Raw genomic sequence first — 26,729 nt, 5'->3', positions numbered from 1 at the left:
CCGCACCAACACGGACATGCGCCTTATACCCAGCGCGAAGCCGGCAGCGGGTTGACGGCACGGCCCGCCTGACGTTCCGCACCCGCCACGATCCGGAACGTGGTGGCCGGCTGCGCCAGGGCAATCGGGCCGTCGTAGACCGAGGCGGCCTCGATCACGGCCTTCGTAGGCGAGTTCCAGACGGGGATATGGGTCAGCATCAGCTCGTCCGCCCCCGCGTCCCTGGCGGCCTCCCCCGCCCGCAGCCCGGTGAGATGAACATCACGGTACTCGTCGCGGCCCTCCTGGTAGGCGGCTTCGCACAGGAACAGGTCGGCCCCCTGCGCTGCACGCACCAGCCCCTCGCAGGCGTCCGTGTCCCCGGAGTAGGTCAGCACGCTGCGTCCCTGGGCGCCGTCGTAGGTCACCCGCAGGGCGTAGGGGTCCTCCACCGGGTGGTTCACCCGGAAGGGCACGACCTGGAAGGGCCCGATCCGGACCGGCTGCTCATCCTCCCATTCGTGGAAGACGAACTCCGTGCTCATCCCCGGCTCCGGTTCGATGGCCTGAGCCGCCGTGAGATAGGCATGCGTGCCCTTGGGCGCCCAGACGGGGATCCGGTCGCCGGGCCAGCCGCGCGGGTCCCATTTGACCGCGACGTGGAGACCGGCCAGATCCACGCAGTGGTCCGGGTGGAGGTGGCTGATGATCACGGCGTCGAGTTCGTGCAGGTCGATATGGCGCTGCAAGGCCCCCATGGAGCCGTTGCCCATGTCCATCAGGATGCGCCAGACCGTGCCCTCATGGTCCGTTCCGGTCAGCAGGTAGCTGGAGGCCGGGGAGTCCGGGCCCGCGAAGGATCCCGTGCAGCCGATGACGGTGAGGTTCATGAGTTCATACCTTCCGTAGCCGCCGGGGGCTGCGCTCCGTTGCGAGCGCCCAGCAGCAGGTCGGGAGTGATCCTGGACAGCGAGCCCGTGGGGAACTGCTCGGACACCGAGCCCACGTGGCGGACGTGCGACACCTCAGGGCCCAGGAAGCGGCGGGCCAGCTCCCCGAACGGCTCCGGGTCGCCCGTGGCTAGGAACTCGTGGGGTTCGCCGGCCGGGGTCGCCCGGGCCAGGTCGTGGCTCATGAGAGCGCGGAAGACGTCCTTGGCGGTCTCCTCGGCGCTGGAGACCAGGGTGACGCCCTCTCCCATGACGTAGGAGATCACCCCCGTGAGCAGGGGGTAGTGGGTGCAGCCGAGCACCAGGGTGTCGATCTCCGATTCCTGCAGGGGGCTCAGGTATTCCTGCGCGGTGGCCAGCACCTCGGGTCCGGCGGTCACGCCCGCCTCGACGAAGGGAACGAACCGGGGGCAGGCCACGGACTGGATTCGCAGGTGCGGGGCGGCGGCGAAGGTGTCCTCGTAGGCCCTCGAACCGACGGTGGCCCGGGTGGCGATCACGCCGATCCTGCCGTTGCGGGTCGACGCCACGGCGCGCCTGACCGCGGGCTGGATCACCTCCACCACGGGAATGCCGTAGGCGGCCGTGTAGCGTTCGCGAGCATCGCGGAGAACGGCCGCCGAAGCGGTGTTGCAGGCGATGACCAGCAGCTTCACGCCGCTGTCGACGAGTTCGTCCATGATCCGCAGGGCGTGGGCGCGCACCTCGGCGATGGGCAGCGGTCCGTAGGGTCCGTTCTGCGTATCGCCCACGTAGACGATCCGCTCATTGGGCAGCTGATCGATGATGGCGCGGGCCACCGTCAATCCGCCGACGCCCGAGTCGAAGACGCCGATGGGGGCGTTCGACTCGGGATGCGCTGCGGGGCGGTCGCCATCGACCGGAATGCTCGTATCGGAGTGCATAGGGCTCCCAGGGTAGCCCGCACCGGACGCGCTTCCCGAAACGAGAGACGGACCTCACGTCATCAATGCGGCGCGCGTCACTCGGGTCGTCCGGCCCCCGGATCCTCCGGGGATTCCTCCGGGAACTCGGGCAGGTCGGGGAGCCCGAGCAGCATGGCTTCCACGAGGGAGTTCTGCAGCCACGAGACGAATCCGTAGACCACGGACATGTAGGTCTCGGCGTCGTCGACGTCGTCCACCGCCACGGAGGCCGCGACCTGCTCGATCCTGTGCGCGTCCTCCTCGGTGTCGATGTGCAGCCGGGTGGCCAGCACGAGCCGCACATCGTTGAGCGCACGGGAGAAGTCGACCGCGGCAGCCTCGTCGAGTCTCACGGGATCGTGCTCGACGGCCATGGCCGCTCTGCGCAATGAGCCGACCTTCTCCTCGCGCAGGCTGCGTTCGGTGAAACGACGGAACTCCTCGGCGCGCCCGGAATCCGGGCTGGCATCGGGGAAGAGCCGGTGGACGGCCGGATCCGGGGGTGTGCCGGTGTCCTCGCTGATGCCCATGAGCTGCTCGAGCGGGTCGTCGGAGGCGACCTGCTCGGGTTCCACCATGGAGACCACGTCCTCGAAGAGCCGCCGCAGCAGCCCTCGTTCCTGGGGTTCCAGCCGGGCGGTCACCCCCTGCGGGGTGGTCCGGAATGGTTGGGCCATCAGAATCTGCCTCCATGACCGTCGTCGTTGGCACCGGAACCGCCCGGCCCGGTGGCCCGTTCGTAGGTCGCCCACAGCCCGTAGCCGTGCAGGGCCGCGACGTGCTTCTCGGCCTGCTCGAGCGTTCCGGAGGCCACCACCGCACGGCCCGCGGTATGCACCTCCATCATCAGAGCGTGGGCCTTGAGCTGGGGGTAGCCGAAGTACGTACGGAATACCCAGGTCACCCAGCTCATCAGATTCACCGGATCGTCCCACACCACCACCTGCCACGGGACGTCGGCGGCGGTGCGCTCCTGCGCCTCCGTGGCCGTCTGCTCGTCCACGGCGGGGTCCGCTACAGCGGAGACCAGCACGTTCCCGGCAGAGGAGTCGGCCACGGGGCCGGCGGTGGATCCGGATCCGGTGAGGAGAGGGGCGGGGAAGGCATGCAGGGTCGTAGCCATGATCCCCCATGGTAGATGCCGGAAAGACGGAAGCCCGAGCGCCCCGGTACCCGGAACCCAGAGGACACCGGGGAGGAGGCCGGTTAGAGTGTCTGACGTGAACCAGAACACTGCCCCGTGGTCCCCTGCACCGACGGCATTGCTGACCGACCACTACGAGCTCACCATGCTGCAGGCTGCGGTGCGCGATGGGACGGCCCAGCGCCGCAGCGTCTTCGAGGTGTTCTCCCGAAGGCTCTCCGCCGGTCGCCGTTACGGCGTGGTGGCCGGGACGGGCCGCTTCCTGGAGGGCCTGGAGCACTTCCGCTTCGAGGGGGACCGCCTCGAGTTCCTGCAGCGCAGCGGTGTGATCGACGCCTCCACCGCGCAGTGGCTGGCCGATTTCCGGTTCAGCGGCCAGATCGACGGCTACGCCGAAGGCGATGCCTGGTTCCCCAACTCGCCCATCCTGCGCATCGAGGGCACGTTCGCGGAGGCCTGCGTCCTGGAGACCTACGTGCTCTCCGTCCTCAACTACGATTCCGCCGTCGCCTCGGCCGCCTCCCGCATGACCTCGGCCGCGGGCGACCGGCCGTGCGTGGAGATGGGCTCCCGCCGTGCCCACGAGGACGCCGCCGTGGCCGCCGCACGGGCAGCCGCCATCGCCGGGTTCACCGGGACCTCCAATCTGGAGGCCGGATACCGCTACGGGCTCAGCACCATCGGCACCGCGGCGCACTCGTTCACCCTGCTGCACGACGACGAAGAGGCCGCCTTCCGGTCGCAGCTGGACTCCCAGGGCCTGAGCACCACGCTGCTCGTGGACACCTACGACGTCGAGGCCGCCGTGCGCAAGGCCGTGGAGCTGGCCGGCCCCGAGCTGGGGGCCGTGCGGCTGGACTCCGGGGACCTGGTCGTGCAGGCGTCCATGGTGCGCGACCTCCTGGATTCGCTGGGCAACCACCGCACCCGCATCACCGTGACCTCCGACCTCGACGAATACGCCATCGCGGGCCTGGCAGCCGCCCCGGTCGACGCCTACGGCGTGGGCACCCGCCTGGTCACGGGGTCAGGTGTGCCGACGTCGTCGATGGTCTACAAGCTCGTCGCCCGGGAGAACCGGGCGGGAGACCTGGAGCCGGTGGCCAAGAGAGCCGCCGGCAAGGGTTCCGTGGGCGGCCGCAAGACCGCGCTGCGCCGCCGCGACACCGACGGGGTGGCCACTCACGAGATCGTGGGGGTGGGCACGGTTCCCCTCGACGACGGCGACGACCGCCCCCTCATGCACGCGTTCGTCCGTGACGGTCAGGTGCTGGACGGGTGGACCGGGCCCGCCGCGGTCGAACGAGCCCGCCGTCGTCATGCCGATTCGATGGCCGAGCTGCCCAGGGCGGCAACCAGGTTGTCAGAAGGCGAAGCCGTGATCCCCACGATTATGGAATCCTGAACCCAGGGCTGCCGTGGCGATGTGGCACAGCCCGTGAGCCGCATCGGGATCGTCGGCAGCGAAGAATAGTGACCCAGGAAGTGGTGGAGCCAAGATGCGTACCGCACTGATCGTCGTCGATGTTCAGAACGACTTCTGCGAAGGCGGAAGCCTGGCCGTGACAGGCGGCGCCGCCGTGGCAGCCGCGATCTCCGAATACGTGGAGGACCACCACGCCGACTATGCGGCGATCGTGGCCACCCAGGACTGGCATGTGGACCCGGGGTCCCATTTCTCCGAGACCCCCGACTACGTGGACTCCTGGCCGGTCCACTGCGTCGCGGAGTCCCCGGGGGCCGAGCCGCATCCGGAGTTCGAGACGGACCGGATCGAAGCGTGGTTCCGCAAGGGCGAGTTCGAGGCCGCCTATTCGGGCTTCGAGGGCGTCCTGGCCCCCGACACCTCCACTCCTCTGGGTGTCTTCGAGGAGGAGACCGCCGACGACGAGGGATTCGCCAATGTCGGCGAATCCGCCGAGGACGAGCTGCGCGGAGTCGGGGCGGCGCATGAGGCCGAGGCGCAGGGCCTCGACGACTGGCTGCGCGACCACGAGATCGAGGCGGTGGACATCGTGGGGATCGCCACGGACCACTGCGTCCGCGCCACCGCCCTGGACGCCAGGGACGCCGGGTACGAGACCCGTGTCCTGGTGGGTTTGACGGCCGCGGTGTCCCCGGAATCGCTCGGCGGGGTCCTCGAGGCGCTCGAGGATGCAGGCGTGGAGATCGTCCAGGACTAGATCGTCGAGGACTAGATCGCGCAGGACCGAGGTGCTGCCGGGCTGAAGTCGTCCGCGGCCGGCAGGCCCCTCGGACCGGGGCCGCCCGCTACTTGCGGCCGATGAACCAGTTCTGCATCTTCGCCAGCCGGGCCTCCAGCTGCTGCTGCGTGGCCTGCGCCACCGCCGGGCCGCCGCAGGCCTGCCGTAGCTCGTTGTGGATCACCCCGTGGGGCTTGCCGGTGCGGGCGGACCACGCCGAGACGTTCTTGGCCAGCTGCTGCCGCAGTTCCTTCATCCTCCGGTGGTCGGGGACGGAGGACGTCGCGGGATCGCCGGGCGCCGATCCGGAACGCCTCCGGGCGTGGGCGGACTGGCGTTCGCGCAGCAGGGTGGTCACCTGATCCGCGTCCAGCAGGCCGGGGATGCCGAGGAAGTCGGCCTCCTCGTCGGAGCCGGCCGCGACTCCCCCGCCGAACTCGCCGCCGTCGAAGAGCACCCCGTGGAACGAGGCGTCCGACTCCAGTGCCTTGAACTTGCCGTCGGCCAGCTCCGAGGAAGCGCTCTCGGAGCGATTGGCCTGCGCCAGTTCGTCGTCGTCCCAGCCGGTCTCCGCCAGGTCGATGATCTCGCCCCCCTCCTGGGCGGGACGGTCCAGGGCGTGGTCGCGCTCCTGCTCCATGGAGTTGGCGTGGCCCATGAGCACCGGGACAGAGGGCAGGAAGACCGAGGCGGTCTCCCCCCGTTTGCGGGCCCGCACGAAACGCCCCACCGCCTGGGCGAAGAACAGCGGGGTGGAGGTCGAGGTCGCGTACACGCCGACCGCCAGGCGCGGGACGTCCACTCCCTCCGACACCATCCGGACGGCCACCATCCACCGCTGCTCGCTCTCGGCGAAGTCCTCGATGCGTTGCGAGGCGGACTTGTCGTCGGAGAGCACCACGGCGGGCTTCTCGCCGGTGATCCGGTGCAGCAGCTCCGCGTAGGCCTTGGCGTCCTGGTGGTCGGAGGCGATGACCAGCCCCCCGGCGTCGGCCACGGTCCGGCGCACCTCGGACAGACGACGGTCCGCACCCTGCAGCACCGCGGGGATCCACTGGCCGTCCGGCGCCAGGGCGGTGCGCCAGGCGTGGCCCGTGATGGACTTGGTGAAGCCCTCGCCCAGTTCAGCCGCCATCTCCTCGCCGGCCGAGGTCCGCCAGCGCATCTGGCCGGAGTAGGCCATGAAGATCACGGGACGCACCACGTGGTCCTTGAGCGCGTCGCCGTATCCGTAGGTGTAGTCGGCCCGGGACCGCCGGATGCCGTCCGCATCCTCCTGGTAGGTCACGAAAGGGATGGGCGCGGTGTCGGACCGGAACGGGGTTCCCGTCAGGGCCAGGCGGCGGGCAGCGGGCTCGAAGGCCTCGCGGAGGCCGTCCCCCCACGACAGGGCATCGCCGGCGTGATGGATCTCGTCCATGATCACCAGCGTGCGGCCCTGCTCCGTCCGGGCCCGGTGCAGCAGCGGCTTCATCCCCACCTGGGCGTAGGTCAGCGCGACGCCGATATACCCCTTGGCGTGCTGGCCGTCCGCATTCTTGAAGTTCGGGTCGATGGCCAGACCCACGCGCGCCGCCGCATCGGCCCACTGCCGTTTGAGGTGCTCGGTCGGGCAGACGACCGTGATGCGGTTGATCGTGCCCCGGTCCACGAGCTCGCGGGCCAGGCGCAGCGCGAAGGTCGTCTTGCCCGCACCCGGGGTCGCGACCGCCATGAAATCGCGGGGCTGGGCCGCGAAGTACTTCTCGAGCGCCTCGGCCTGCCAGGCTCGTAGCTTCCCCGCCGTGCCCCAGGCTGCACGCTCGGGGTAGGCCGGAGGCATCTCGGCGGCGGATCCGCCGAAGAGCATGGGCTCAGTTTCATGGGACAAGGGCGTGCGCGCACCTTTCAAGCAGGGGGATTTCAGGGAACCGCGAGTCGGAGCTGCCGGCTCACGACGGCACGACAGCGGCAACCGGGATGGACCGCGGAAGGGGCTGTGGTACCGGTGCCGCTCAGGCTGCGGAGCGCTCAGTTCGAGGCGTCGTCGCCGCCGTCCTTCGGTGCGCGGAGGCCGTCGTAGATCTCCTTGCAGGTGGGGCAGACGGGGAACTTCTGGGGGTCGCGCCCGGGAACCCAGACCTTCCCGCACAGAGCGATGACGGGCTCGCCCGACACCGCCGACTCCATGATCTTCTCCTTGCGCACGTAGTGGGCGAAGCGCTCGTGATCGCCGGGCTCCTGGAGCTCGCGGGTCTCCTCGCGCTCGATCGTGGAGGTGCCTCCCACGGGCTCGTTCGAGGTACTGCGGGTGAAGGGCCACGGACCGGCCACGGGCGAGTTCTGATCGTGGGAAGTCATGCGCGCCAGTCTACTCGCCATGGCCTTCCGAGCTCAGCGATAGGCGGAGACCGTGTTCAAGAGCTCAGGCGCCCGGGCCTCGATCCAGCGGCCGCCCAGCCAGATGCCGCCCGCGCACAGCAGCGGGCCCGCGATGACGCCGACCAGCAGCGAGATCACTCCCGCTGCTGCTGAACCCGTGACCAGCTGGATGACGAAGGGGATCAGCGCCGGCAGCGTGAGCACGCCCATGAGCGTCAGCGCCACGAACTGGATCAGGACGTTGAGCACCGTGAATCCCTGCGGTGTCTTGAAGGGGGACTGGCCCGGAAGCGGAACCGGGTAGGTGTAGCGGGCGGACATGACCGAGCTCAACCCGGCGCCGCCCAGCAGGGCCAGCGCCGAGACGCCGATCATCGCCGGCAACAGCTCCCAGGCGTCCGAGAACCCCGCGGCGAGCAGCACGCCCAGCGCCGTGAGCGGGATGCCCGGCAGCAGCATGCCGACCACCCGTCCCAGGCGGTCCGCCCATCCCGGGACCCCCGTGAGGATGTGCAGGGCGAATCCCTTGTGGTCATAGGCCACGTCGCCCGAGATCGTGTAGGCCATCAACAGCCCCACGAGCGGCCCGGCGAAGAACCACAGCCCACCGCCGCCGCCGGACATGAACCAGAACAGGACGAACATGACGGGCACCACGACCAGCGATCCCGAGTACCGCGGATCCTTGACCCAGTAGGTCAGGCAGCGCGCCGCCACCGCAGCCCAGGGCCTGGCCGGGAGCCGGTCGAAGAGCCCCGCGCCCTTGACCTGCGAGCGCCCGCCGCCGGAGACCACGGCCCCGGTGGCGTTCTCAAGGGACTTCCCCAGGGCACCGCGCCAGAGCCACAGCAGCGCTGCGAGGGTCACCGCCGCGATGCCCGTGCGGGCCAGCGCCGGCAGCCAGGCACCGGCGGCGACGTCGGCGGGCACCGCCCACAGGGCGCCGACGGGCGTCCAGGCGACGACGTCGGTCACGGTGTAGATCCTGGCCCCCAGGGACTCCACCCCGGTGAACAGGCCCGTCAGGATGGGCCCGGTCAGCATCAGCAGGACCAGCAGCAGCAGGGTGAGGATCTCCCCGACCCTGCGTTTGGCGGCCAGCCGTTCGGCCAGGGCGGTGAAGCATCGGTTGCCCACGACCATCAGCAGCCACCCCGCCGGGAGCAGGACCACCGCCGTCACCCAGGCGGTCGCGTCCAGGCGCCAGACAGCGGTGTAGAGCAGCAGCCCCACGAGGGTGAAGGGCCCCGCGATGCCCACCAGGGCGCCGAGGACCTGGCCCAGGGCGATGCCCTTGCGGGGCAGCGGGAAGAGCGCGAACTGACTCGCGTGCAACGTGGCATCGGCGCGGCCCGAGGCGATCGCGGCGACCCACCACGCCACGGTGGCGGCGGCGCCCACCAGCACCGCGGTGGCCCGCGTGCCCTCGGGCGGAAGGGCCCCGGCAGCGGCGAACAGGCCGGTGCCGATCATGAAGAGCACTCCCAGGCCCCACAGGCCGCCCAGGATGGTGCCCACGATCATGCCCGGGCTGCGGGTCAGGGTGGCCACCGTCAGCCGGGCCTTGAGGCCCGTCATGAGCCTGCCCGTGCGCCAGACCCCCGGTGAGGGGTCCGCGCCGTGCCGGGAGGCCGGTCCGCGAGCGAGGTCCGGTATCAGCGCGGGCTCAGCCATGTCAGCCCCTCCCCCACCTGCGTCCGGCCGCCGACGAGTTCCACGAAGGTGTCCTCGAGGCTCTGGGACCCCCGGACCTGGTCCACGGTTCCCGCGGCCAGCAGCCGGCCGTCGTCGACGACGGCGACGTGGTCGCACATGCGCTGCACCAGGTCCATGACGTGGCTGGAGACGATCACCGTGCCGCCCGCCCGGGCGAAGTCCTGCAGCAGCTCCCGGATATTCGCCGCCGAGACCGGGTCCACGGCCTCGAAGGGCTCGTCGAGGACCAGGAGCCCGGGGGCATGGACCATGGCTGCGGCGAGCATGATCTTCTTGCGCATGCCTGCCGAGTAGTCCTGGACGGCGGTCCCGCCGTCGTTCGTCAGGTCCATCGCGCGGAGGAGGTCGTCGGTGCGCTGGGCCACCGTATCGCGGTCCATCCCGCGCAGCAGGCCCGCGTAGGTGACCAGCTGGCGGCCGCTGAGGCGCTCGAAGAAGGTCATCCCGTCGGGAAGCACGCCCATCGCGTGGCGCGCCTGACGCGACTGGCCCCAGACGTCGATGCCGGAGACCATGGCCCGGCCCTCCGTGGGGCGCAGCAGTCCGGTGAGCATGGACAGCGCCGTGGTCTTGCCGGCGCCGTTGCGTCCCACCAGGCCGTAGAAGGCCCCGTGCGGCACGTCCAGGCTCAGCCGGTTGACCGCCACCTTGGAACGCGACGTGCCCGGGCCGAAGACCTTGGTCAGTCCCCTGAGGCTTACGGCCATCTGGGGATCCGGCTCCGCTGAGGCCAGAACGGGGAGGTGCCCGTGCGAACGCGGCCGGTTCTCCGGCTCCGGCGCTGAAGACGAGGGCGGGGGCGCAGCGTCCCGTTCACCAGGACGCGCGCCGGAGGGGAAATCGGGATGAGGGTCAGGCGCGTGGCTCATACTCCCCAGGCTAGCCAGCGGGAGCGGCTGCCCGTATCCGCCACGGGGATGAGTTCAGCCGGCCGGAGGGAGGAGTGCGACCAGGACGGCCCGGGGAAGACCCCGGGCCGGTCCACGAACCCGGACCCGTTGCGGAGCCCCGGAACCGTGCATCCTGGAACCGTCGAGCCCTAGAACAGAGCCCGCATCAGCTGCGAGCGGGCAGCGACCACGCGCTGGTCCTCCGCCCCCACGACCGCGAACAGGTCGATCAGGCGCTTGCGCACGGTCTCCCTGTCATCGCCGGCGGACCGGCGGACCAGGTTCAGCAGGCGGCGGAAGGCGTCCTCCACGTGCCCGCCGGAGAGGTCGAGATCGGCCGCATCCAGCTGCGCCTGCAGGTCGTCCGGCCGCTCGGCAGCCGCTTCACGGACGGCGGCGGCGTCCATGACGGTCACCCGCTGGAGTAGATGGACCTGGGCGAGGGCGAGCTTGGCGTCGTTGTCCCCCGGGTTCTCCCGGATGGCGCGCTGGTAGGCCTCCTCGGCGCCGTCCAGGTCGCCCGCCTCGAGCTTGTCCACGGCCTCCTGGTGCAGCGGGGGCAGCGGCTCCGGCTCGCTCTCGGCCGGGGCCGCGGGCTCGACGGTGCCCTGGACGCCGTTCTGCTCGGCGAGGGTCAGGAGCTCCTTGAAGACGGGAGCCAGCTGCTCCACCGGAACCGTCGACTGGGCGATCGGGACGGGGCGGCCTCCGATCATGGCGACGACGCTGGGAACGGACTGCACCTGGAGCGCCTGCGCGATCTCCGGGAGCTTCTCGATGTCCACCGCGGTCAGGAGGATCCTGCCGTCGAAGGCGTCGATCTCACCGGCCACCTGGTCCACGAACTGGACGGACTCCTGCGAATAGCCGGCCCACAGTACGAGGACGACGGGGACCTGAGCGGACAGCTCGGCGATCTCCTGGAACTGCTGCACGTTCTCGGCGTCGCGGCGGAAACGCCCCGGCGCGCCGGCGGACGGCGCGCCCGCCCCCGAGGCGCCGGGGGCGACGCCACCGGATCCACCGGCGGGGGCAGCGCCCAGGTCGACGGCTCCGCGGACGGAGGCGGGGACGGCGTCGCGGGGATCGGAACGACTTGAGGGATTCTGCGCGCTCATGCTCATGGGATCGAGTTTAGTGCCGGACGAGCCTGTCCCTGTGGGAGACTGTCGGCCGTGCGTGTTGTGATCGCTGACTGCTCCGTCGACTACCGAGGCCGCCTGACGGCCCACCTTCCACTGGCCCGGCGCCTGCTCATCCTCAAGGCGGACGGGTCGGTCCTGGTGCATTCCGACGGCGGGAGCTACAAACCGCTGAACTGGATGTCACCGCCCGCCCGGCTGGCCACGGCGGAGCCCACTCAGGAGCAGGCCGAGGTGGGTGTCGCCTCCGTCTGGACGGTCTCGGCGGCCAAGTCCGACGACCAGCTGCGCATCCTGATCCACGAGATCCACGAGGACCTCAGCCATGATCTGGGGGTGGACCCGGGGCTGACCAAGGACGGTGTCGAAGCCGACCTGCAGCGTCTCCTGGCCGAGCAGATCGACCTGGTGGGAGCCGGCTCCACCCTGATCAGGCGGGAGTACCCCACGGCCATCGGCCCGGTCGACATCCTGGCCCGCGACGCCGCCGGCGCCACGGTGGCCATCGAGCTCAAGCGCCGGGGCGATATCGACGGCGTCGAGCAGCTCACCCGGTATCTTGACCTGCTCAACCGCGACCCCCGCCTCGCCCCGGTACGCGGGATCTTCGCCGCCCAGCAGATCAAGCCCCAGGCCAAGGTCCTGGCCGCCGATCGCGGCATCGCCTGTCTGACCCTGGACTACGACGCCATGAGGGACGTCGACGACAAGGACTCCCGGCTCTTCTAGAACGCGAGCGAGCCCATGTGCCGCTCGACCGCCGCACCGGCGTTCGTGAGGTTCTCGACGAAGTTCTCGTAGCCCCGGTCGATGTGGCCGATGCCGACCACCTCGGTGGCCCCTTCGGCGCGCATGCCCGCAACCACCAGCGCGGCGCCGGCACGGATGTCCTTGGCCTCCACGGGTGCCCCGGAGAGGCTCTCCACCCCGTCCAGCCAGGCATGGTGCCCGTCCAGCCGGACGTAGGCGCCCAGCCGCTCGAGTTCGGCCGTGAAGCCCCACCGGGCCTCGAAGACGTTCTCCGTGATCATCCCCGAGCCGTCGGCGATCGCGTTCATCGCGGCGGCCAGCGGCTGCAGGTCCGTCGGGAAGCCCGGGTACGGGAAGGTGGAGATGTTCACGGCCTTGGGACGCTCCGGCCCGCGGACCTCGAAACCGTCCTCCGCCACCGTGATCTCGCAGCCCGCCGCGCGCAGCTTGTCCAGCACGATGCTCAGGTGCTCCGCCTCCGCGCCCTTGACGAACACCGTCCCGCCGGTCACCGCGGCCGCGAAGGCCCAGGTGCCCGCGACGATGCGGTCGGGGACGGTCCGGTGCTCCACCGGATGCAGGGACTCCCTGCCCTCGATGGTCAGCGTCGAGGTGCCGATGCCGTCGATCTGCGCGCCCATGCCCACGAGCATCTGGCAGATGTCGACGATCTCCGGCTCACGGGCGACGTTCTCGAGCACGGTCGTTCCCGAGGCCAGCGTGGCCGCGGTCATGAGGTTCTCCGTGGCACCCACGGAGGGGTAGGACAGATGGTATTCCGTGCCCTTCAGCCTGCCGTCCACCGTGGCCTTGAGATAGCCGGCCTCGGTCCGGAAGTGGGCGCCCATCGCCTCCAGGCCCGTGCGGTGCATGTCCAGCCCGCGGGTCCCGATGGCGTCGCCACCGGGCAGGGCGACCTCCGCAGCGCTGCACCGCGCCACCAGAGGCCCGAGCACGGACACCGAGGCGCGCATGGCGCGGACCAGGTCGTAGTCCGCCTGATGGTGCAGCACCTCGGGGACGTCGATATCCACCCATTTGCCGCCGCGGTCGTAGTTGACATGGCATCCCAGACGCCGCAGCAGCTCGGCCATGATCGTGACGTCCTGGATCTCCGGGACGTTGGTGATCCGCGAGCGTCCGACGGCCAGCAACGTCGCCGCCATGAGCTTCAGGACGCTGTTCTTGGCGCCGTACACCGGAAGCGTGCCGTTCACGGCCGTGGGCCCGTGGACGACGATCTTCTCTCCCATAAGTTCTCCTGCCGTAATGCTCGGGGCGTCGCGCTCCGGGCGCCGGGGCTCGTCGCCGGTCCCGGTCGCCGATCGCAGCGCAGAACCCCCGCACGAACTGTACGGGGGTTCTGCCGCTGTGCCCGGCATCGCGGGGCGGCGTTTCCGCCTCCCGGGCGACTGGCACCGCCCGGATTCATCCGACGTCAGTCGTCGGCGGTGCGTGGGCCTTCGTAGTGGTCGGCCACGATGGTCACCCTGTTGCCGTCCACGGAGACGAACCCGCCGTCGACCCTGCCTTCGATGCGTTCGCCGTTCACCGGGTCGATCACGACCCGGCCCGGGACCAGCACACCCGCCGTGGCCACGTGACCCGAGAGGATGCCCAGATCCCCGTCGGTGGTGCGGACGATGACCTGAGTGGCCTCACCGTCCCACAGCGGCTTGGCAAGCTCGACGATCTCGACGATCAGCGGGTCAGCCATGATCACTTCTCTCCGGTGGAGCGCTTGATCTCGTCCCACTTGGCCATGACGTCGTCGAGGCCGCCGACGTTGTAGAACGCCTGCTCGGGAACGTGGTCGAGCTCGCCGTCGCAGATCTTCTGGAACGACTCGATGGTCTCGGCGACCGGGACGGTCGAGCCCTCGACGCCGGTGAACTGCAGCGCGGTGTAGGTGTTCTGGGAGAGGAACTGCTCGATGCGGCGGGCGCGGGAGACCACGACCTTCTGCTCCTCCGAGAGCTCCTCGACACCGAGGATCGCGATGATGTCCTGCAGTTCCTTGTTCTCCTGCAGGATCGACTTCACGCGGGTCGCGACGTCGTAGTGCTCCTGGCCCACGTACTGCGGATCGAGGATACGCGAGGTCGAGGCCAGCGGGTCGATCGCCGGGTACAGGCCACGGGAGGCGATGTCACGCGAGAGGTTGGTGGTCGCATCCAGGTGCGCGAAGGTGGTCGCCGGGGCCGGGTCGGTGTAGTCGTCCGCGGGAACGTAGATGGCCTGCATCGAGGTGATCGAGTGGCCGCGCGTCGAGGTGATGCGCTCCTGGAGCACGCCCATCTCGTCGGCCAGGGTCGGCTGGTAGCCCACGGCGGAGGGGATGCGCCCCAGCAGCGTGGACACCTCGGAACCGGCCTGGGTGAAGCGGAAGATGTTGTCGATGAACAACAGCACGTCCTGCTTCTGCACATCGCGGAAGTACTCGGCCATGGTCAGGCCGGTCAGCGCGATGCGCAGACGCGTTCCGGGGGGCTCGTCCATCTGGCCGAACACCAGGGCGGTGTCCTTGAGAACGCCCGCCTCCTCCATCTCGACCCAGAGGTCGTTGCCCTCGCGGGTCCGCTCGCCCACGCCGGCGAAGACGGAGGTGCCGCCGAAGTTGCGGGCCACACGGGTGATCATCTCCTGGATCAGCACCGTCTTACCCACGCCGGCGCCGCCGAACAGGCCGATCTTGCCGCCCTGGATGTAGGGGGTCAGCAGGTCGATGGACTTGATGCCGGTCTCGAGCATCTCCGTGGAGCCCTCGAGCTCGGCGAAACCGGGAGCCTGGCGGTGGATCGGCCAGCGATCGGTGATCTCGAGCTGATCGGTCTCCACGTCCAGGGGCTGGCCCACGACGTTGAAGATGTGGCCCTTGACCACGTCGCCCACCGGAACGGAGATCGGCGCCCCGGAGTCCTTCACCTCGGTGCCGCGGACCAGTCCGTCGGTCAGCTGCAACGAGATCGCACGCACCAGGTTGTCGCCCAGGTGCTGGGCGGTCTCCAGGTAGATGGTCTTCTTCTCGCCCTCGAAGTTCAGCTCGGTGCTCAGGGCGTTGTAGATATCGGGCATCTGGTTCTCGGGGAACTCGATGTCCACGACGGAGCCCTTGACTCGCGCGACGCGGCCAATGGCACCAGCTGCAGGCTGCACATCCTGCTGCTCATTGATGGTGGCAGTCATAAATCTCACTTCACTTGTCGTGGGTGGCGGGTGTGGGGTGGGCGCTGGTCGCGCGTTGCCGTCGGAAGCGGGGCCGAGCCCCGCCGACGATCACAATGCTTCGGACGCGGAGACGATCTCCGTGAGCTCGGTGGTCACTTCCGCCTGGCGGGCGTTGTTCATCAACCGGGTGAACTTGCGGATCTGGTCATCGGCGTTGTCGCCGGCGGCCTTCATGGCGCGCTGACGCGAGGCCAGCTCGGAGGCCGCCGCCTGGCACACGCACGAGTAGATCCGGGCGCGGATGTACTGCTCCAGGGCCTTGTCCAGGAACTCCTCGGGATCGGGCTCGAATCCGAACTCCTGCGAGTTGGTCTCCAGCTCGGGGTACTCCCGCGAGATCCGGTCGTCCAGGGCGTTGGCGTCCACGACCTCGAGCGGAAGCAGCCGCAGCACCTTGGCCTCCTGGGTGACCATCGAGTGGAAGCGGGTGTAGACCAGGTGGATCTCGTCGATCCCGCCGTCCTCGTAGTCCGTGGTGAACTGCTCGAGCAGCACGTCGGCCACCTCATGGGCGCGATCGCTGCTGGCGTTGTCCGTCTCGCCCTCCCAGTAGCCCTCGTACTCGCGGCCACGGAAGTCGAAGTACTGCTTCGCCTTGCGCCCGATCAGGTAGACCTTCACCTCACGGCCGTCGTTGTGCATCATCTCCAGCAGGCCTTCGACCTTCTTGAGCACGTTGGCCGAGTACGAACCGGCCAGGCCCCGGTCGGAGCTGAACACGACGACGGCGGAACGCCGGACATCGTCGGCGCTGCGCAGGAACGGATGATCGCCCGAGGTCTGGCTGACCACCAGGGACAGCAGACGCGTGAGAGCGTTGGCGTACGGCGATGCAGAGTGGATCCTCTGGCGGGCCTTGTTGATGCGCGAGGTCGCGATCATCTCCATGGCCTTGAAGATCTTCTTCATCGACTCCGTGGAGGAGATCTTGTTCCGGTAGACCCGGATCTGCGCTCCCATGTAGGTTCCTTTCGTTACCGTCCGGGTGCCGCTCGGCGGCACCCGGACGGAGCATCACTTCGAGGCCTGCAGCTGTTCCTGGTCGATGTCGCTCGAGTCCAGCGGCTCGTGCTCCTCGTGCCCCGGTGCGCGGTTGCTCGCACCGTGACCGTGGAAGTCGCGCTTCACCTCGGCGACCGCGGTCTCCAGCGCCTCGACGGTCTCGTCCTCGAGCTTGCCGGAGGAGGCGATCGAGTCCAGGACGTTGGTCGTGCGACGGACCTGGTCCAGCAGCGCGGTCTCGAACTCCAGGACGTTCTCGACCTCGATCTCGTCCAGGTGACCGTTGGTGCCGGCCCAGATGGACACGACCTGATCCTCGATGGCGTACGGGCTGTACTGCTTCTGGCGCAGCAGCTCGGTCAGGCGCGCACCGCGGGTCAGCTGCTGACGGGAGGCGGCGTCCAGGTCGGCGGCGAACATCGCGAAGGCCTGCATCGAGCGGTAGGAGGCCAGCTCGAGCTTGAGCGTTCCGGAGACCTTCTTCATCGCCTTGACCTGCGCGGCACCGCCCACGCGCGACACCGAGATGCCGACGTCGACGGCGGGACGCTGGTTGGCGTTGAAGAGATCCGACTGCAGGAAGATCTGTCCGTCAGTGATCGAGATGACGTTGGTCGGGATGAACGCCGAGACGTCGTTCGCCTTGGTCTCGACGATCGGCAGGCCGGTCATCGAGCCGGCGCCGAGCTCGTCCGAGAGCTTGGCGCAGCGCTCGAGCAGACGCGAGTGCAGGTAGAACACGTCGCCCGGGTACGCCTCGCGTCCCGGGGGACGACGCAGCAGCAGCGAGGTGGCGCGGTACGCCTCGGCCTGCTTGGAGAGGTCGTCGAAGATGATCAGGACGTGCTTGCCGCCGTACATCCAGTGCTGGCCGATAGCCGAGCCGGCATACGGTGCCAGGTACTTCACACCGGCTGACTCGGAGGCAGAAGCGGCCACGATGGTGGTGTACTCCAGGGCGCCGTTGTCCTCGAGGGTCTTGCGCACCGAGGCGATGGTCGAGGCCTTCTGGCCGATGGCCACGTAGACGCAGCGCACCTGCTGGTCCGGGTCGCCGGTCTCCCAGTTGGTCCGCTGGTTGAGGATCGTGTCCACGGCGATCGCGGTCTTGCCGGTCTGGCGGTCGCCGATGATCAGCTGGCGCTGTCCGCGGCCGATCGGGATCATGGCGTCGATGGCCTTGAGACCGGTCTGCAGCGGTTCGTGGACCGACTTGCGCATGGTCACGCCCGGTGCCTGCAGCTCCAGTGCACGGCGTCCCTCGGCCTCGATGGGGCCGAGGTCGTCGATGGGCTGGCCCAGGGTGTCGACCACGCGGCCCAGGAAGCCGTCGCCGACGGGCACGGAGAGGATGTCGCCCGTGCGCTCGACGGTCTGGCCCTCTTCGATCTCCTGGAAGTCGCCCAGGACGACGACGCCGAGGTCACGGGTGTCGAGGTCCTGCGCCAGACCGAGAACACCGTTCTCGAAGCGCAGCAGCTCGTTGGCCATGACCGAGGGCAGGCCCTCGACGCGGGCGATGCCGTCCGCCGCGGAGATGATGCGGCCGACTTCCTTGCGTTCGGTGGTGCCGGGGTCGTAGGACGCTGCGAATTCTTGTAGCGCGCTGCGGACCTCATCGGCATTGATGGTCACTTCGGCCATCTCGTGTCCCTGCTTCCTCGTTCGTGATCATCGTGCCGATGACCAGCTGTTTCGTCTGTAGAACACCTTGTGAGAGCGACTCTTCACGTGTCCTGTGCGTGCTGTGTGGCTCAGGCTCCCAGCTTGAGCTGGAGTTCGTTGAGGCGGGTGGCGACGGAACCGTCGAGCACTTCGTCCCCGACCGTGATCCGCAGCCCGCCGACCAGTGAGCGATCCGCCTCGACGACGACCTTCAGGTCCCGCCCGTAGAGACGGCTCAGGGCCGTCCGGAGACGGTCCAGCTGGGAGTCGTCGAGTGCGACCGGGGTCGCGACCCGAGCGATCCAGCGATCGCGGAGGGCCGCCAGATGGTCGGCGAAGGTTCCCAGCAGACGCTGCGGCAGCGCACCGCGGGGGTGGGTGACGGCCTGTTCGGCCAGCAGCCGCCCCTCCTCGCTCAGCGAGGGCGCGACGCGGCCGAGCAGACGCAGCTTGGCGTCCTCGGTGGCGCGCGAGTCGGTGACGGCCCGCTGCAGCTCGGCGTCGGAGTCCAGCAGAGCCTGGACACCCAGGACATCGTCGATGACGCCGTCCAGGCCCTCGGCGCCCGCGCGGTTCTCCGCGGCCGAACCGGCCAGGAGGACGCCGGCGGCCTCGAGCGTGTCGGTCAGCCCGCGGTCGTGGTGCCGCCGCTGCCTGACGAGGGTGTCGAGGATCTCGCCGGCCTCCTGCGACACGTTGCCGTAGAAGACCCGCCAGCCCAGCTCAGCGCGCTCGCCGTCGGTGTGGGCGGGGTCGGTGAGGGCCCGGCGGAGGCTCCCCTGCTCATCGAGCAGGGCCGCCATGCCGAAGATCTCGCGAGCCAGCCCCGGCTGGGCCGAACCGGTCCAGCGTTCGAGCACGCGGGTCAGGCCTGCCTGGCTTCCGTCGGATCCCGCGGCCGTCACTGGTGAGCACCTGCGTCGGTCGGGGTCTGCTCGAGATCGCTGAGGAACCGGTCCACCACGCGACGCGAACGGTCGTCGTCGGACAGGGACTCGCCCACGATCTTGGAGGACAGCTGGATGGCCAGGCTGCCGACCTCGTTGCGCAGGGAGACCACTGCAGCGGAGCGTTCGGCGGCGATCGCCGTGTGAGCGTTCTCGGTGATGCGGGCGGACTCGACGTTGGCGCGGTCCTTGAAGTCCGCCAGGATCTTCTCGCCCTCGGTGCGAGCCTCCTCGCGGATCCTCTGGGCCTCCAGGCGAGCGGACTCCAGCTGCTGGTTGTACTCGTCGCGTGCTTTGTCCGCCTCGGCCTGTGCGGCCTCGGCCTTGGCCAAGCCACCCTCGATCGCCTCGGTGCGTTCGGCGTAGGTGCGCTCGAACATGGGAACGATCCACTTGATCGCGGCGAACAACAGCAGTGCGAAGCCGATCGCGGTGATCAGCATTTCCCAGCCGTTGGGCAGCAGCGGGTTCTCGCTGGCTGCCAAGATGGTTGTGGTCATGGACGGTGTTCCTGTTCTCTTCGGCTGACCTTTTCCGAGCTTCCCTGAGGGAAGATCAGAAGATCAGTGCCAGGACGAAGCCCAGGATCGCCAGGGCCTCGACCACGGCGAAGCCCATGAAGAGCATCGGCTGGATGATGCGCTGGGTCTCCGGCTGACGGGACACGGCCTGCATGTAAGCCGCGAAGATCAGACCGACGCCGATGCCACCGCCGATGGCTGCGAGACCGAAACCGATGACGGAGAGGGAACCGGTGATGTCCATTCTTGGTGTTTCCTTTCGTACTGCCCTGTCCGGGCCGTGTGCCACGAATGGCGGTTGACGTTGCGGAGGGGTTCTCCGTAGGTCGATCCAGCTTCCACCGGACCAATTTTGTGGGGCTCAGTGGCCTTCTTGCAGGGCGCCGTCCACGTAGACGGCGAACAGCAGGGTGAAGATGTAGGCCTGCAGGACCTGGATCAGGACCTCCAGGAAGTAGATGAAGATGCCCAGGAGCAGTGCGCCGGCACCGCCCAGGATCCCGCCCAGGCCGCCGACGTCGCTGAGAAGGAAGCCCAGCAGGGAGGCGGCGACCATGATCGCCATGTGACCGGCGAACATCGTGGCGAACACACGCAGTGCGTGGGTGACCGGGCGGATGATCAGGTTGGAGATGAACTCGATCGGGATCAGGAAGACGTAGAGCGCCTTGGGGACGTCCGGCGGCATGGTCATCTTGGCCATGAAGTGCCCGAAACCGTGTCGCTTGATGCCGATGAACACCCAGGAGATATAGGCGATACCGGCCAGCACGTAGGCCGATCCCGGATGGGAGAGAGTGGGCAACTGCAGGACGGGAATGGACCCGAACAGGTTGTTGACCAGGATGAAGAAGAAGAAGCTGAACAGCAGCGGAATCCAGGGACGGAATTCCTTCTCGCCGATGATGTCCCGGCCCAGGGAGTTGCGGACGAAGCCGTAGCCCATCTCCCCCAGGAACTGCCCCTTGGCGGGTACCAGTGCCTGCTTGCGGATCGCCCACATGAAGAATCCGGCGATCAGAACGACCGACAGGAAGATCAGTACCGTGTGCTTGGCGAATTCGAAAGAGCCGATCTCGAAGAACGGCGGGAGGTGCATGTCCGAAACCGTAGGCGCCTGGAAGCCTTGTGCCTCAAAAACTGGGGCGACGATCAATGGCGGTCCTTTCTGCTTCCACCCGCAGAGTCATGGTTGTATCCATGCTGGTGCGTATCTACGGGATGGTTCCGGGCGTCATCGCCGGCCGCAGAACCGTCATCGGTCTTCAGTCCGGCTTGGAGGTGGAGGTAGGCAAGCGTGATCCCGGCCGCAAGGCCGAGGCCGCCGCCGAGTAGGACGAGCCACTGCGTCCCCACCAGGTAATCCAGCAAAAACCCTACCAGACTCCAAAACGCCGTCCCAATCACCAGGTAGGCCAGGACGCCCAGCGCTCCGCGGTTGCCCCCGGCCTGAACCAGCTCTCCCACGGTGCTCAGCCGAGGGCGCTGAGACCGTGCATCAGGGGCCGGTTTATGAGCGGTTTCACCCGGTGAAGGGTCATCTGGCGTCATGGTGCCTTCCTGTTGTCGGCTTCCTGCTGTCCGTGCCGGTTGGGCCGGTGTTCGCCTGGAGTTCATCCGCCCTGGGATCGCGGGGTGTTTCCACGTCGAAGACGGGCAGCCTGCTACGACGTAACGCAACCCCACTACCGGTCAGCCACGCAACCAGTTGACCGATGGTTGCCACCCCGATCCAGCCCGGTTCCACCCACCCGGGCGCGCTGGTGGCGAAGAGGATGAGAGCGCCGGCGAAGACCAGGGCGACGTAGAGCACGAGCATGGCCATCGCCGCCACCGGGGCTGGGTAGCGCGAGGCCCACCACAACGACAGGAGCGAGAGCGCGAACACGACGGTCACGATCACGGTGCCCAGCAGGACGCTTCCCGCCGCCGCGGCTCCGGAGACGGCCCAGGCCAGGACGGCGATACCGAGCGCCGCGGCGGCTCCTCCCAGCGCGGAGACTCTGAGCATGCGCTGCCAGACGTTGCCCGCGACCGTGCCGCCGTGCCCGCCGCGGCCCCTGCGACCGGTGCCAGGCATCATGACGCCGTGGGCCTTCCCTGTGCCCGGACCCGGGAACGGCGTCGCCGTTCGAGGATCGATGGGAGGGCCAGGTAGAAGACCAGCAGCAGCACCACGGTGACGCCCGCCGCGATCAGCGCGACGCCGCTCACCCGCAGGCCCCATACCGAGATCAGCGAGACCAGGACCGTGGTTGCCGCGACCACGAGAGACGACCCGACGTGCGAGAGGCCGAGGTCGGTCAGCCGCTGGTAGACGTGCTGGCGGTGCGGTCGCCACCACGGCTCCCCCGCGCGGATCCGGCGCAGCAGGGTCCAGGACGTGTCCGCCAGGTAGACCGACAGGGGCGGTAGCAGGTACTCCACGTACACGCCCGACAGGAAGGCGGCGACGGCGATGAAGATGATGGCCCCGCCCAGCAGGTAGGAGCCGACATCCCCGAGGAAGACGGACCCGCGGGACAGGTTCCAGGGCAGGAAGCCCGCGAACGCGAAGGCGACGACCAGCCCCGCGACCATCATCCAGGGCAGGTCGTTGGAGACCCCCGCCCAGGCGTAGAGCAGTCCGACCACGAGTCCGTGCATCCCGGAGATGCCGTTCACGCCGTCCATGAAGTTGGCGACGTTGACGTAGACGACGACGGCGACGGTGCACAGGATCCACCACAGCAGGTTGGTCTCCAGTGCCCAGACCAGCACCGCCGAGCCGACGCCGCCGATCAGGAGCTGGCATGCCAGCCGCATGCGGACGGAGACGCCCCTGAGGTCCTCGAGCCAGCCCAGCGCGGCGCACGCGGCCGTCCCCGCCAGCACGGTGAGGGCGACGGACCGGTCCGTGTAGACCACCCCGGTCACGAGTCCCGCCAGTTCCACCACGAGCACCGAGCCGGCCACCGCCAGCCCCATGCCGCGGATCACGGTGCGGGTATGCGACGAGCGCTCATTGGGGATGTCCACGACGCCCCACCGGGTGAGCAGCGGCTTGACCGCGAACGGCAGCAGCACGCTGAGGAGGAAGGCGGCCAGGCCGAACGTGGCGGCCAGCACGAGCAGGTGCTGGAGCTCCGCGGCCGTGGGGGTCGCACCGGGGTCGACCGACAGGACCTGAGGCAGGTCGACGGCCCGCCCTGCGTCGACGGAGAGTGCGAGGAGGGCGGCGGTCACGACGCCTGCCCCTGGTGCGAGGTGCCGGTGGAGTCGGCCCGATCCTCGTCCCCTGCCGGCTCCTGGGCCGTGGCCTGCCCGGCCTCACCGGTCTTGCGCGCTCCGTGGAACTGCGTGAGCGCCGGCTGGGTGGACTGCTTGACCACGGGGATCGTGCCCGTAGCCGTCATCCCGCCGCGCAGCTTCCAGGTGTGGCGGTCGAGGTTGACGGGATCCAGCGCATCGGCCCGGGCGTGGGAGATCTTGGGGTGATAGGGGCGGGCATCGGATTCGCCGAGCCCGATGAGCTCTTCGTGCAGCTTCTCCCCCGGCCGCAGCCCGGTGATCACGATCTCGATCCCCTCCTGCCCGGAGAGCGTCCGCAGGCGACGGGCGACGTCGAGGATCCGCACGGGTTCGCCCATGTCCAGGATGAGCACCTCCCCGCCGCTGGCGATGGCACCGGCCTGGACCACCAGCTGGCAGGCCTCCGGGATGGTCATGAAGTACCGCGTGGCGTTCTCGTCCGTCACCGTGATGGGCCCGCCCTGCCGGATCTGCTCCGTGAACAGCGGGAGCATGGACCCCCGCGAGCCGAAGACGTTGCCGAAACGCACCGAGGCGTACCGCTTCCCCGTCTCCTGCGCCATCCATGCCGTGAGCTTCTCCGCGACCCGTTTGGAATGCCCCAGGGTGGTCGTGGGATTGGCCGCTTTGTCGGTGGAGACGTTGACGAACACGCCGACCCCGGCCCCGCGGGCGGCCTCGAGGACGTTCAGGGTGCCCAGGACGTTGGTCTTCCAGGCCTCGTCCGGATAGGTCTCCAGGAGGGACACGTGCTTGAGCGCGGCTGCGTGGAAGACCACTTCCGGGCGACGCTGCTCGAAGAGGCGGGCCAGGTTCTCCCCGTCGCGGATGTCGGCCAGCACGGTGTCCTGGCCGTCGAGCAGGCCGCGGCCGGTGATGGAGATCTGGGTGGCCTGCAGGTTGGTCTCGTCCCGGTCGAGCATCATCAGCTCGGCGGGATCGAAGGCCAGCAGCTGACGGCACAGCTCCGACCCGATGGACCCGCCCGCGCCCGTGACCAGGATGCGCTTGCCCGTGATGTAGTCGGCGATCCCGGGGGCGTCGATGTCCACCGGTGTACGTCCGATCAGGTCCTCGAGGCTGATGTCGCGGATGTCCACGCTGGTGCCCGAGCCCGTGAGCATGTTGCGCACCGGTGGCACCGTCATCACGCGGGTATTGGTACCGGCCACGATGTCGGAGACCCGTTGCATGAGCTTGGCCGAGGCGTTGGACTGGGCCACGAGCAGGATGCTGGACCTGGTCTGGGCGAGGACGTTCGGAGCGTCCGCGATCGTGCCCAGCACGGACACGGACGAGATCCGGAGGTGCTTCTTCCCCGGGTCGTCGTCCAGCAGCGCGACGGGCAGGTACTCGGAGTCCGGGTCCTGCATCATGCGCTGGACGATGAACGTCCCGGACTGGCCCGCCCCGTAGACCACCACGCGCTGGGCATCGGCCTGGGGTTTGGAGGTCGACTCCTGGTACATCCGCTTCAGGTACCGGAAGGCCGCCATGAAGAGAGCGGCGAAGGGGAAGGCGATCAGGGCCACCGACCGCGGCACCCCGATCGCGTTGCCCGCCACGAGCAGCACGATCTGGAGGATCGCCGTGACGATCAGCGTGACGACGATGAGCAGCTTCCCCTCATCGAAGCTGCCGTAGGAGTACCGCCCGCGGTAGAGGGCGAAGGAGAATCCGACCGCCAGCTGGGAGGCCACGGCGATCAGGCACACGATCAGGAGGCTGGGCACGTTGATGAACTGGATGCTCAGCTCGTAGCGGAGCACCATGGCGACGCCCATCGCAGCGACCCATGACACCGAGTCCAGCAGCATCTGGATCCACAGCCACGCCGTGGGACGGTCGGCCTCGGCGCCCTTCCCCTCGCGGGAGACCAGCCGCCCGGATCCGGTGCCGCTGCCCGCGGCAGTGGGCTCGCCCGCTGCGGATCGGGCAGGCCTGCCGGTATGCGGGGTCTGCATCGTGGGGGTCCTTCCGTGGACGACGCCGGGGACGACCGGAGTCCTCCGCCATCTGTCTCGAGCGTACGGGGGGCGGTTCAGCGGTGGCCTGCCATGACCACCGGCGCCGGGCTAGGCGCCGACCATGAACCGGTAGGCGCGTTCTCTCACCCGCCGGGGCACGAACCGGTAACCGCCTCTCACCGCGACGTTCCTGGCCCATTCTAGGAAACTCAGGTGCCCGATCCCGCGAAGGCGGCTCTGCAGCTGCAGCTCGGCGCGGAACACGTACGGCCCGCCCCTGCGCTGGTAGGCGCCGCCGGAGACACGGTAGCCGACCAGGGGCTCGGCGATATTGCGGACGTCCGCACCCGCTCGCATCATGCGCACCCACAGCCAGTAGTCCTCGGCCAGGGGGACGTATTCGTATCCTCCGACGGCCAGCGCCGCGCTACGGCGCATCACCACGGTCGGGTGGGAGACCGGGTTGCGCAGCTTGGCCACGGAACGGATCTTCTCCTCGCCCACGGGAGCCTCCCTGCGGGCGAGCTTGACCGACTCATCGTCGCCGATCTCATCCATGCCGGCGCCCACGACGTCGGCCCCGGCCTCGATGAGCGGCAGCTGCAGGGCGAACCGCTGAGGGTAGGAGACGTCGTCGGCATCCGCCCGGGCCACGATGTCGTGGCTGCACAGCCGCAGGCCCGTCCGCAGGGCATGCGTCAGACCGGTGTTGACCGCCAGGTCCTCGCGCACCACGGCGATGGGCGGGTTGGCGGTCCGCAGGCGGTGGGTCAGCGTGTCGAGTTCCTCCTGCAGCTGCGCCGGGAGCGGGCCGTCGCGAACGATCACGATCTCCGACGGCGGCCGGACCTGCTCCAGCGTCGAGGAGACCACCGCACGATGGAATCTCTCCGGCGTGTCACCGTGGTAGACGGGCATGAGCAGCGAGAACTCAGCGGCCGCGGGGTCCAGCGCCGGGGCATCGTCGCCGGCCTCACCCGCCGTAACCTGGGCCCGGTCAGCGGACTGGGCCCGCGGCGGGCCGGGCTTGACCCGCGATCCCGTCAGCTGCCAGACGCCTGCCAGGACCTCCTGGTTGCTGCGGGGCGGCTTGATCGCATCCCGGGCCCCCGCCAGGAGGCGCCGGACGACGGCGCTCCGATCGTCGGCCCGGCGGAAGGTCCGGATCCACAGGCGTGCCGTGGCGCCGCCGTAGAGCACCTTCTCCCACGGCGCCAGGGAGGTGGACCGGGTGAAGACCCACAGCTTGTTGCGGACGTCGTTGTAGAGGCGCGGGCCCGGGTCCGCGTCCGTGTTGTCGGCCTGCTTGGTGTGATGCATGACGCGGGAGGCGGGGGCCTGGATGGCGTCCTCCCAGCGGGCGAGCCGGGTGGAGAACTCGAAGTCGTCATTCCAAATGAAGTAGTCGGCGATCGGCAGCCCGGCCGCCCGGACGGCGTCGCCGTCCATCAGCAGGGATACGAAGGAGCCGGAGCGGATGGCCCGGCCGTTCACCGCGGCTGCGCGGGCCTTGCGATCCCGGCCCGCGCCGATGCGTTCGATCATCGAGTTCATGGGGTGCTCGCTGCCGTCGGTCCACAGGACCTTGCTGGCGACGAACACGGGCCGGCGGGCGCCCTCGGGATCGTAGTCCCGCCACGCGGTCACGGCGGCGTCGAGGGTCTCGGCCAGGGGCTCGGTGTCGTCGTCCATGACCCAGATGAGATCGGCCCCGTGGACGTTGGCGGCCTGATCGATCCCCACGGTGAACCCGCCGGCTCCGCCGACGTTCCGGGACAGGGTGATCAGCTCGATCCGCCCCGGGGCTCCGGTCGCCTCGTGCTGGGCGGTGAAACTCTTGATGAACTCCACGGAGCCGTCCGAGGACGCGTTGTCGACCACCACGACGGTCTCGGGGACGAGCCTGCCGCCCAGGATCCCGCGCAGCGTGGATTCCAGCAGGACACGCCGGTTGAAACTCACCACGACGGCAACCACCCGAGGCGTTGAACTCATCACCACGCCCAAATCCACCTAGCTCTCCCACTCAGGGTCCGTGCGGACAGC

At 69.1% G+C, this 26,729-nt stretch carries 26 protein-coding genes; 4 read left to right on the top strand and 22 right to left on the bottom strand.

The window, feature by feature from the left end:
• Positions 1-23 precede the first annotated feature (23 nt).
• The 4 genes from FCK90_RS01250 to clpS form a co-directional block, all read right to left on the bottom strand.
• Entirely contained in the window at positions 24-869 is an 846-nt protein-coding gene (locus FCK90_RS01250; RefSeq protein WP_158032476.1) for an MBL fold metallo-hydrolase, read from the bottom strand.
• Positions 866-1,834, bottom strand: a complete 969-nt coding sequence (gene murI, locus FCK90_RS01245; RefSeq protein WP_158032475.1) for a glutamate racemase — start codon at positions 1,832-1,834, stop codon at positions 866-868. Before murI ends, FCK90_RS01250 begins: the two co-directional genes overlap by 4 nt.
• A 77-nt stretch (positions 1,835-1,911) precedes the next feature.
• Positions 1,912-2,532 (bottom strand): DUF2017 domain-containing protein, encoded by a 621-nt coding sequence (locus tag FCK90_RS01240; RefSeq protein ID WP_181954150.1) that lies wholly within the window; start codon positions 2,530-2,532, stop codon positions 1,912-1,914.
• Positions 2,532-2,888, bottom strand: coding sequence for an ATP-dependent Clp protease adapter ClpS (gene clpS / locus FCK90_RS01235; RefSeq protein ID WP_425481676.1), 357 nt, complete (start codon positions 2,886-2,888; stop codon positions 2,532-2,534). Before clpS ends, FCK90_RS01240 begins: the two co-directional genes overlap by 1 nt.
• 178 nt (positions 2,889-3,066) lie before the next feature.
• Between clpS and FCK90_RS01230 the strand changes: the two genes are divergently transcribed.
• Both FCK90_RS01230 and FCK90_RS01225 read left to right on the top strand, forming a co-directional pair.
• On the top strand, positions 3,067-4,404 hold the full coding sequence (locus FCK90_RS01230) for a nicotinate phosphoribosyltransferase (protein WP_425481675.1): 1,338 nt from the start codon (positions 3,067-3,069) through the stop codon (positions 4,402-4,404).
• 94 nt (positions 4,405-4,498) lie between these two features.
• Positions 4,499-5,182, top strand: coding sequence for an isochorismatase family protein (locus FCK90_RS01225; RefSeq protein WP_158032472.1), 684 nt, complete (start codon positions 4,499-4,501; stop codon positions 5,180-5,182).
• 88 nt (positions 5,183-5,270) lie between these two features.
• On the opposite strand, the gene FCK90_RS01220 is transcribed toward FCK90_RS01225, so the two are convergent.
• The 5 genes from FCK90_RS01220 to FCK90_RS01200 all read right to left on the bottom strand — a co-directional run bounded on the left by FCK90_RS01220 (position 5,271) and on the right by FCK90_RS01200 (position 11,294).
• On the bottom strand, positions 5,271-7,052 hold the full coding sequence (locus FCK90_RS01220; RefSeq protein WP_158032569.1) for a DEAD/DEAH box helicase: 1,782 nt from the start codon (positions 7,050-7,052) through the stop codon (positions 5,271-5,273).
• A 161-nt stretch (positions 7,053-7,213) separates the two neighbouring features.
• Entirely contained in the window at positions 7,214-7,543 is a 330-nt protein-coding gene (locus FCK90_RS01215; protein WP_246179872.1) for a DUF3039 domain-containing protein, read from the bottom strand.
• Between the two features lie 33 nt (positions 7,544-7,576).
• Positions 7,577-9,238, bottom strand: coding sequence for a hypothetical protein (locus tag FCK90_RS01210; protein ID WP_158032471.1), 1,662 nt, complete (start codon positions 9,236-9,238; stop codon positions 7,577-7,579).
• Positions 9,220-9,987: an ABC transporter ATP-binding protein gene (locus FCK90_RS01205; protein WP_246179870.1), complete on the bottom strand. Its 768-nt coding sequence runs from the start codon at positions 9,985-9,987 to the stop codon at positions 9,220-9,222. Before FCK90_RS01205 ends, FCK90_RS01210 begins: the two co-directional genes overlap by 19 nt.
• 332 nt (positions 9,988-10,319) lie before the next feature.
• Positions 10,320-11,294 (bottom strand): tetratricopeptide repeat protein, encoded by a 975-nt coding sequence (locus FCK90_RS01200; RefSeq protein WP_158032469.1) that lies wholly within the window; start codon positions 11,292-11,294, stop codon positions 10,320-10,322.
• A gap of 51 nt (positions 11,295-11,345) precedes the next feature.
• On the opposite strand from FCK90_RS01200, the gene nucS reads away from it, so the two are divergent.
• Entirely contained in the window at positions 11,346-12,041 is a 696-nt protein-coding gene (nucS, locus tag FCK90_RS01195) for an endonuclease NucS (protein ID WP_158032468.1), read from the top strand.
• Here nucS and murA read toward each other — a convergent pair.
• From murA to atpB, 9 genes are all read right to left on the bottom strand, one after another.
• Positions 12,038-13,315 carry a UDP-N-acetylglucosamine 1-carboxyvinyltransferase gene (murA, locus tag FCK90_RS01190; protein ID WP_158032467.1) on the bottom strand — a complete coding sequence of 426 codons (1,278 nt, stop codon included), beginning with the start codon at positions 13,313-13,315 and terminating at the stop codon, positions 12,038-12,040. The two genes, nucS and murA, sit on opposite strands and share 4 nt — an antisense overlap.
• 185 nt (positions 13,316-13,500) lie before the next feature.
• Entirely contained in the window at positions 13,501-13,779 is a 279-nt protein-coding gene (locus FCK90_RS01185; RefSeq protein ID WP_158032466.1) for a F0F1 ATP synthase subunit epsilon, read from the bottom strand.
• Positions 13,780-13,781: 2 nt separating this feature from the next.
• The gene (gene atpD / locus FCK90_RS01180) at positions 13,782-15,248 is read right to left on the bottom strand and encodes a F0F1 ATP synthase subunit beta (RefSeq protein WP_158032465.1); all 1,467 of its coding nucleotides are present in this window, start codon (positions 15,246-15,248) and stop codon (positions 13,782-13,784) included.
• Positions 15,249-15,338: 90 nt separating this feature from the next.
• The gene (locus FCK90_RS01175) at positions 15,339-16,250 is read right to left on the bottom strand and encodes a F0F1 ATP synthase subunit gamma (RefSeq protein ID WP_158032464.1); all 912 of its coding nucleotides are present in this window, start codon (positions 16,248-16,250) and stop codon (positions 15,339-15,341) included.
• A 54-nt stretch (positions 16,251-16,304) separates the two neighbouring features.
• Complete coding sequence (gene atpA / locus FCK90_RS01170; protein ID WP_158032463.1) at positions 16,305-17,936, bottom strand: F0F1 ATP synthase subunit alpha; 1,632 nt, start codon at positions 17,934-17,936, stop codon at positions 16,305-16,307.
• Between the two features lie 110 nt (positions 17,937-18,046).
• A complete protein-coding gene (locus FCK90_RS01165; protein ID WP_158032462.1) occupies positions 18,047-18,862 on the bottom strand; it encodes a F0F1 ATP synthase subunit delta in 816 nt (271 codons plus the stop codon).
• Positions 18,859-19,404, bottom strand: a complete 546-nt coding sequence (locus tag FCK90_RS01160; protein ID WP_158032461.1) for a F0F1 ATP synthase subunit B — start codon at positions 19,402-19,404, stop codon at positions 18,859-18,861. The genes FCK90_RS01165 and FCK90_RS01160 overlap by 4 nt, the downstream gene beginning before the upstream one ends.
• A gap of 55 nt (positions 19,405-19,459) precedes the next feature.
• On the bottom strand, positions 19,460-19,669 hold the full coding sequence (locus FCK90_RS01155; protein WP_123825230.1) for a F0F1 ATP synthase subunit C: 210 nt from the start codon (positions 19,667-19,669) through the stop codon (positions 19,460-19,462).
• A gap of 117 nt (positions 19,670-19,786) precedes the next feature.
• Entirely contained in the window at positions 19,787-20,524 is a 738-nt protein-coding gene (gene atpB, locus FCK90_RS01150; protein ID WP_158032460.1) for a F0F1 ATP synthase subunit A, read from the bottom strand.
• Positions 20,525-20,625: 101 nt separating this feature from the next.
• Between atpB and FCK90_RS15850 the strand changes: the two genes are divergently transcribed.
• Positions 20,626-20,760, top strand: a complete 135-nt coding sequence (locus FCK90_RS15850; RefSeq protein WP_281347432.1) for a hypothetical protein — start codon at positions 20,626-20,628, stop codon at positions 20,758-20,760.
• 202 nt (positions 20,761-20,962) lie between these two features.
• On the opposite strand, the gene FCK90_RS01140 is transcribed toward FCK90_RS15850, so the two are convergent.
• From FCK90_RS01140 to FCK90_RS01125, 4 genes are all read right to left on the bottom strand, one after another.
• Positions 20,963-21,508 (bottom strand): hypothetical protein, encoded by a 546-nt coding sequence (locus FCK90_RS01140; RefSeq protein ID WP_158032459.1) that lies wholly within the window; start codon positions 21,506-21,508, stop codon positions 20,963-20,965.
• Entirely contained in the window at positions 21,505-22,650 is a 1,146-nt protein-coding gene (locus FCK90_RS01135) for an MraY family glycosyltransferase (RefSeq protein ID WP_158032458.1), read from the bottom strand. Before FCK90_RS01135 ends, FCK90_RS01140 begins: the two co-directional genes overlap by 4 nt.
• Complete coding sequence (locus FCK90_RS01130) at positions 22,647-24,680, bottom strand: polysaccharide biosynthesis protein (protein WP_158032457.1); 2,034 nt, start codon at positions 24,678-24,680, stop codon at positions 22,647-22,649. The genes FCK90_RS01135 and FCK90_RS01130 overlap by 4 nt, the downstream gene beginning before the upstream one ends.
• A gap of 111 nt (positions 24,681-24,791) precedes the next feature.
• On the bottom strand, positions 24,792-26,678 hold the full coding sequence (locus FCK90_RS01125; RefSeq protein ID WP_158032456.1) for a glycosyltransferase: 1,887 nt from the start codon (positions 26,676-26,678) through the stop codon (positions 24,792-24,794).
• Positions 26,679-26,729 lie beyond the last annotated feature (51 nt).

The organism is Kocuria coralli (assembly GCF_008831305.1).
GTDB classification, from domain to species: domain Bacteria; phylum Actinomycetota; class Actinomycetes; order Actinomycetales; family Micrococcaceae; genus Kocuria; species Kocuria coralli.
This window is presented reverse-complemented; position numbering and strand designations above follow the sequence as displayed.

What these genes read in the sequence shown, in the direction of transcription:
- FCK90_RS01250 (WP_158032476.1), bottom strand. Translation starts at nt 869, where the DNA reads ATGAACCTCACCGTCATCGGCTGCACGGGATCCTTCGCGGGCCCGGAC.
- murI (WP_158032475.1), bottom strand. Translation starts at nt 1,834, where the DNA reads ATGCACTCCGATACGAGCATTCCGGTCGATGGCGACCGCCCCGCAGCG.
- FCK90_RS01240 (WP_181954150.1), bottom strand. Translation starts at nt 2,532, where the DNA reads ATGGCCCAACCATTCCGGACCACCCCGCAGGGGGTGACCGCCCGGCTG.
- FCK90_RS01225 (WP_158032472.1), top strand. Translation starts at nt 4,499, where the DNA reads ATGCGTACCGCACTGATCGTCGTCGATGTTCAGAACGACTTCTGCGAA.
- FCK90_RS01220 (WP_158032569.1), bottom strand. Translation starts at nt 7,052, where the DNA reads ATGCTCTTCGGCGGATCCGCCGCCGAGATGCCTCCGGCCTACCCCGAG.
- FCK90_RS01215 (WP_246179872.1), bottom strand. Translation starts at nt 7,543, where the DNA reads ATGACTTCCCACGATCAGAACTCGCCCGTGGCCGGTCCGTGGCCCTTC.
- FCK90_RS01210 (WP_158032471.1), bottom strand. Translation starts at nt 9,238, where the DNA reads ATGGCTGAGCCCGCGCTGATACCGGACCTCGCTCGCGGACCGGCCTCC.
- FCK90_RS01205 (WP_246179870.1), bottom strand. Translation starts at nt 9,987, where the DNA reads ATGGCCGTAAGCCTCAGGGGACTGACCAAGGTCTTCGGCCCGGGCACG.
- FCK90_RS01200 (WP_158032469.1), bottom strand. Translation starts at nt 11,294, where the DNA reads ATGAGCATGAGCGCGCAGAATCCCTCAAGTCGTTCCGATCCCCGCGAC.
- murA (WP_158032467.1), bottom strand. Translation starts at nt 13,315, where the DNA reads ATGGGAGAGAAGATCGTCGTCCACGGGCCCACGGCCGTGAACGGCACG.
- FCK90_RS01185 (WP_158032466.1), bottom strand. Translation starts at nt 13,779, where the DNA reads ATGGCTGACCCGCTGATCGTCGAGATCGTCGAGCTTGCCAAGCCGCTG.
- atpD (WP_158032465.1), bottom strand. Translation starts at nt 15,248, where the DNA reads ATGACTGCCACCATCAATGAGCAGCAGGATGTGCAGCCTGCAGCTGGT.
- FCK90_RS01175 (WP_158032464.1), bottom strand. Translation starts at nt 16,250, where the DNA reads ATGGGAGCGCAGATCCGGGTCTACCGGAACAAGATCTCCTCCACGGAG.
- atpA (WP_158032463.1), bottom strand. Translation starts at nt 17,936, where the DNA reads ATGGCCGAAGTGACCATCAATGCCGATGAGGTCCGCAGCGCGCTACAA.
- FCK90_RS01160 (WP_158032461.1), bottom strand. Translation starts at nt 19,404, where the DNA reads ATGACCACAACCATCTTGGCAGCCAGCGAGAACCCGCTGCTGCCCAAC.
- FCK90_RS01155 (WP_123825230.1), bottom strand. Translation starts at nt 19,669, where the DNA reads ATGGACATCACCGGTTCCCTCTCCGTCATCGGTTTCGGTCTCGCAGCC.
- atpB (WP_158032460.1), bottom strand. Translation starts at nt 20,524, where the DNA reads ATGCACCTCCCGCCGTTCTTCGAGATCGGCTCTTTCGAATTCGCCAAG.
- FCK90_RS15850 (WP_281347432.1), top strand. Translation starts at nt 20,626, where the DNA reads ATGCTGGTGCGTATCTACGGGATGGTTCCGGGCGTCATCGCCGGCCGC.
- FCK90_RS01140 (WP_158032459.1), bottom strand. Translation starts at nt 21,508, where the DNA reads ATGATGCCTGGCACCGGTCGCAGGGGCCGCGGCGGGCACGGCGGCACG.
- FCK90_RS01130 (WP_158032457.1), bottom strand. Translation starts at nt 24,680, where the DNA reads ATGCAGACCCCGCATACCGGCAGGCCTGCCCGATCCGCAGCGGGCGAG.
- FCK90_RS01125 (WP_158032456.1), bottom strand. Translation starts at nt 26,678, where the DNA reads ATGAGTTCAACGCCTCGGGTGGTTGCCGTCGTGGTGAGTTTCAACCGG.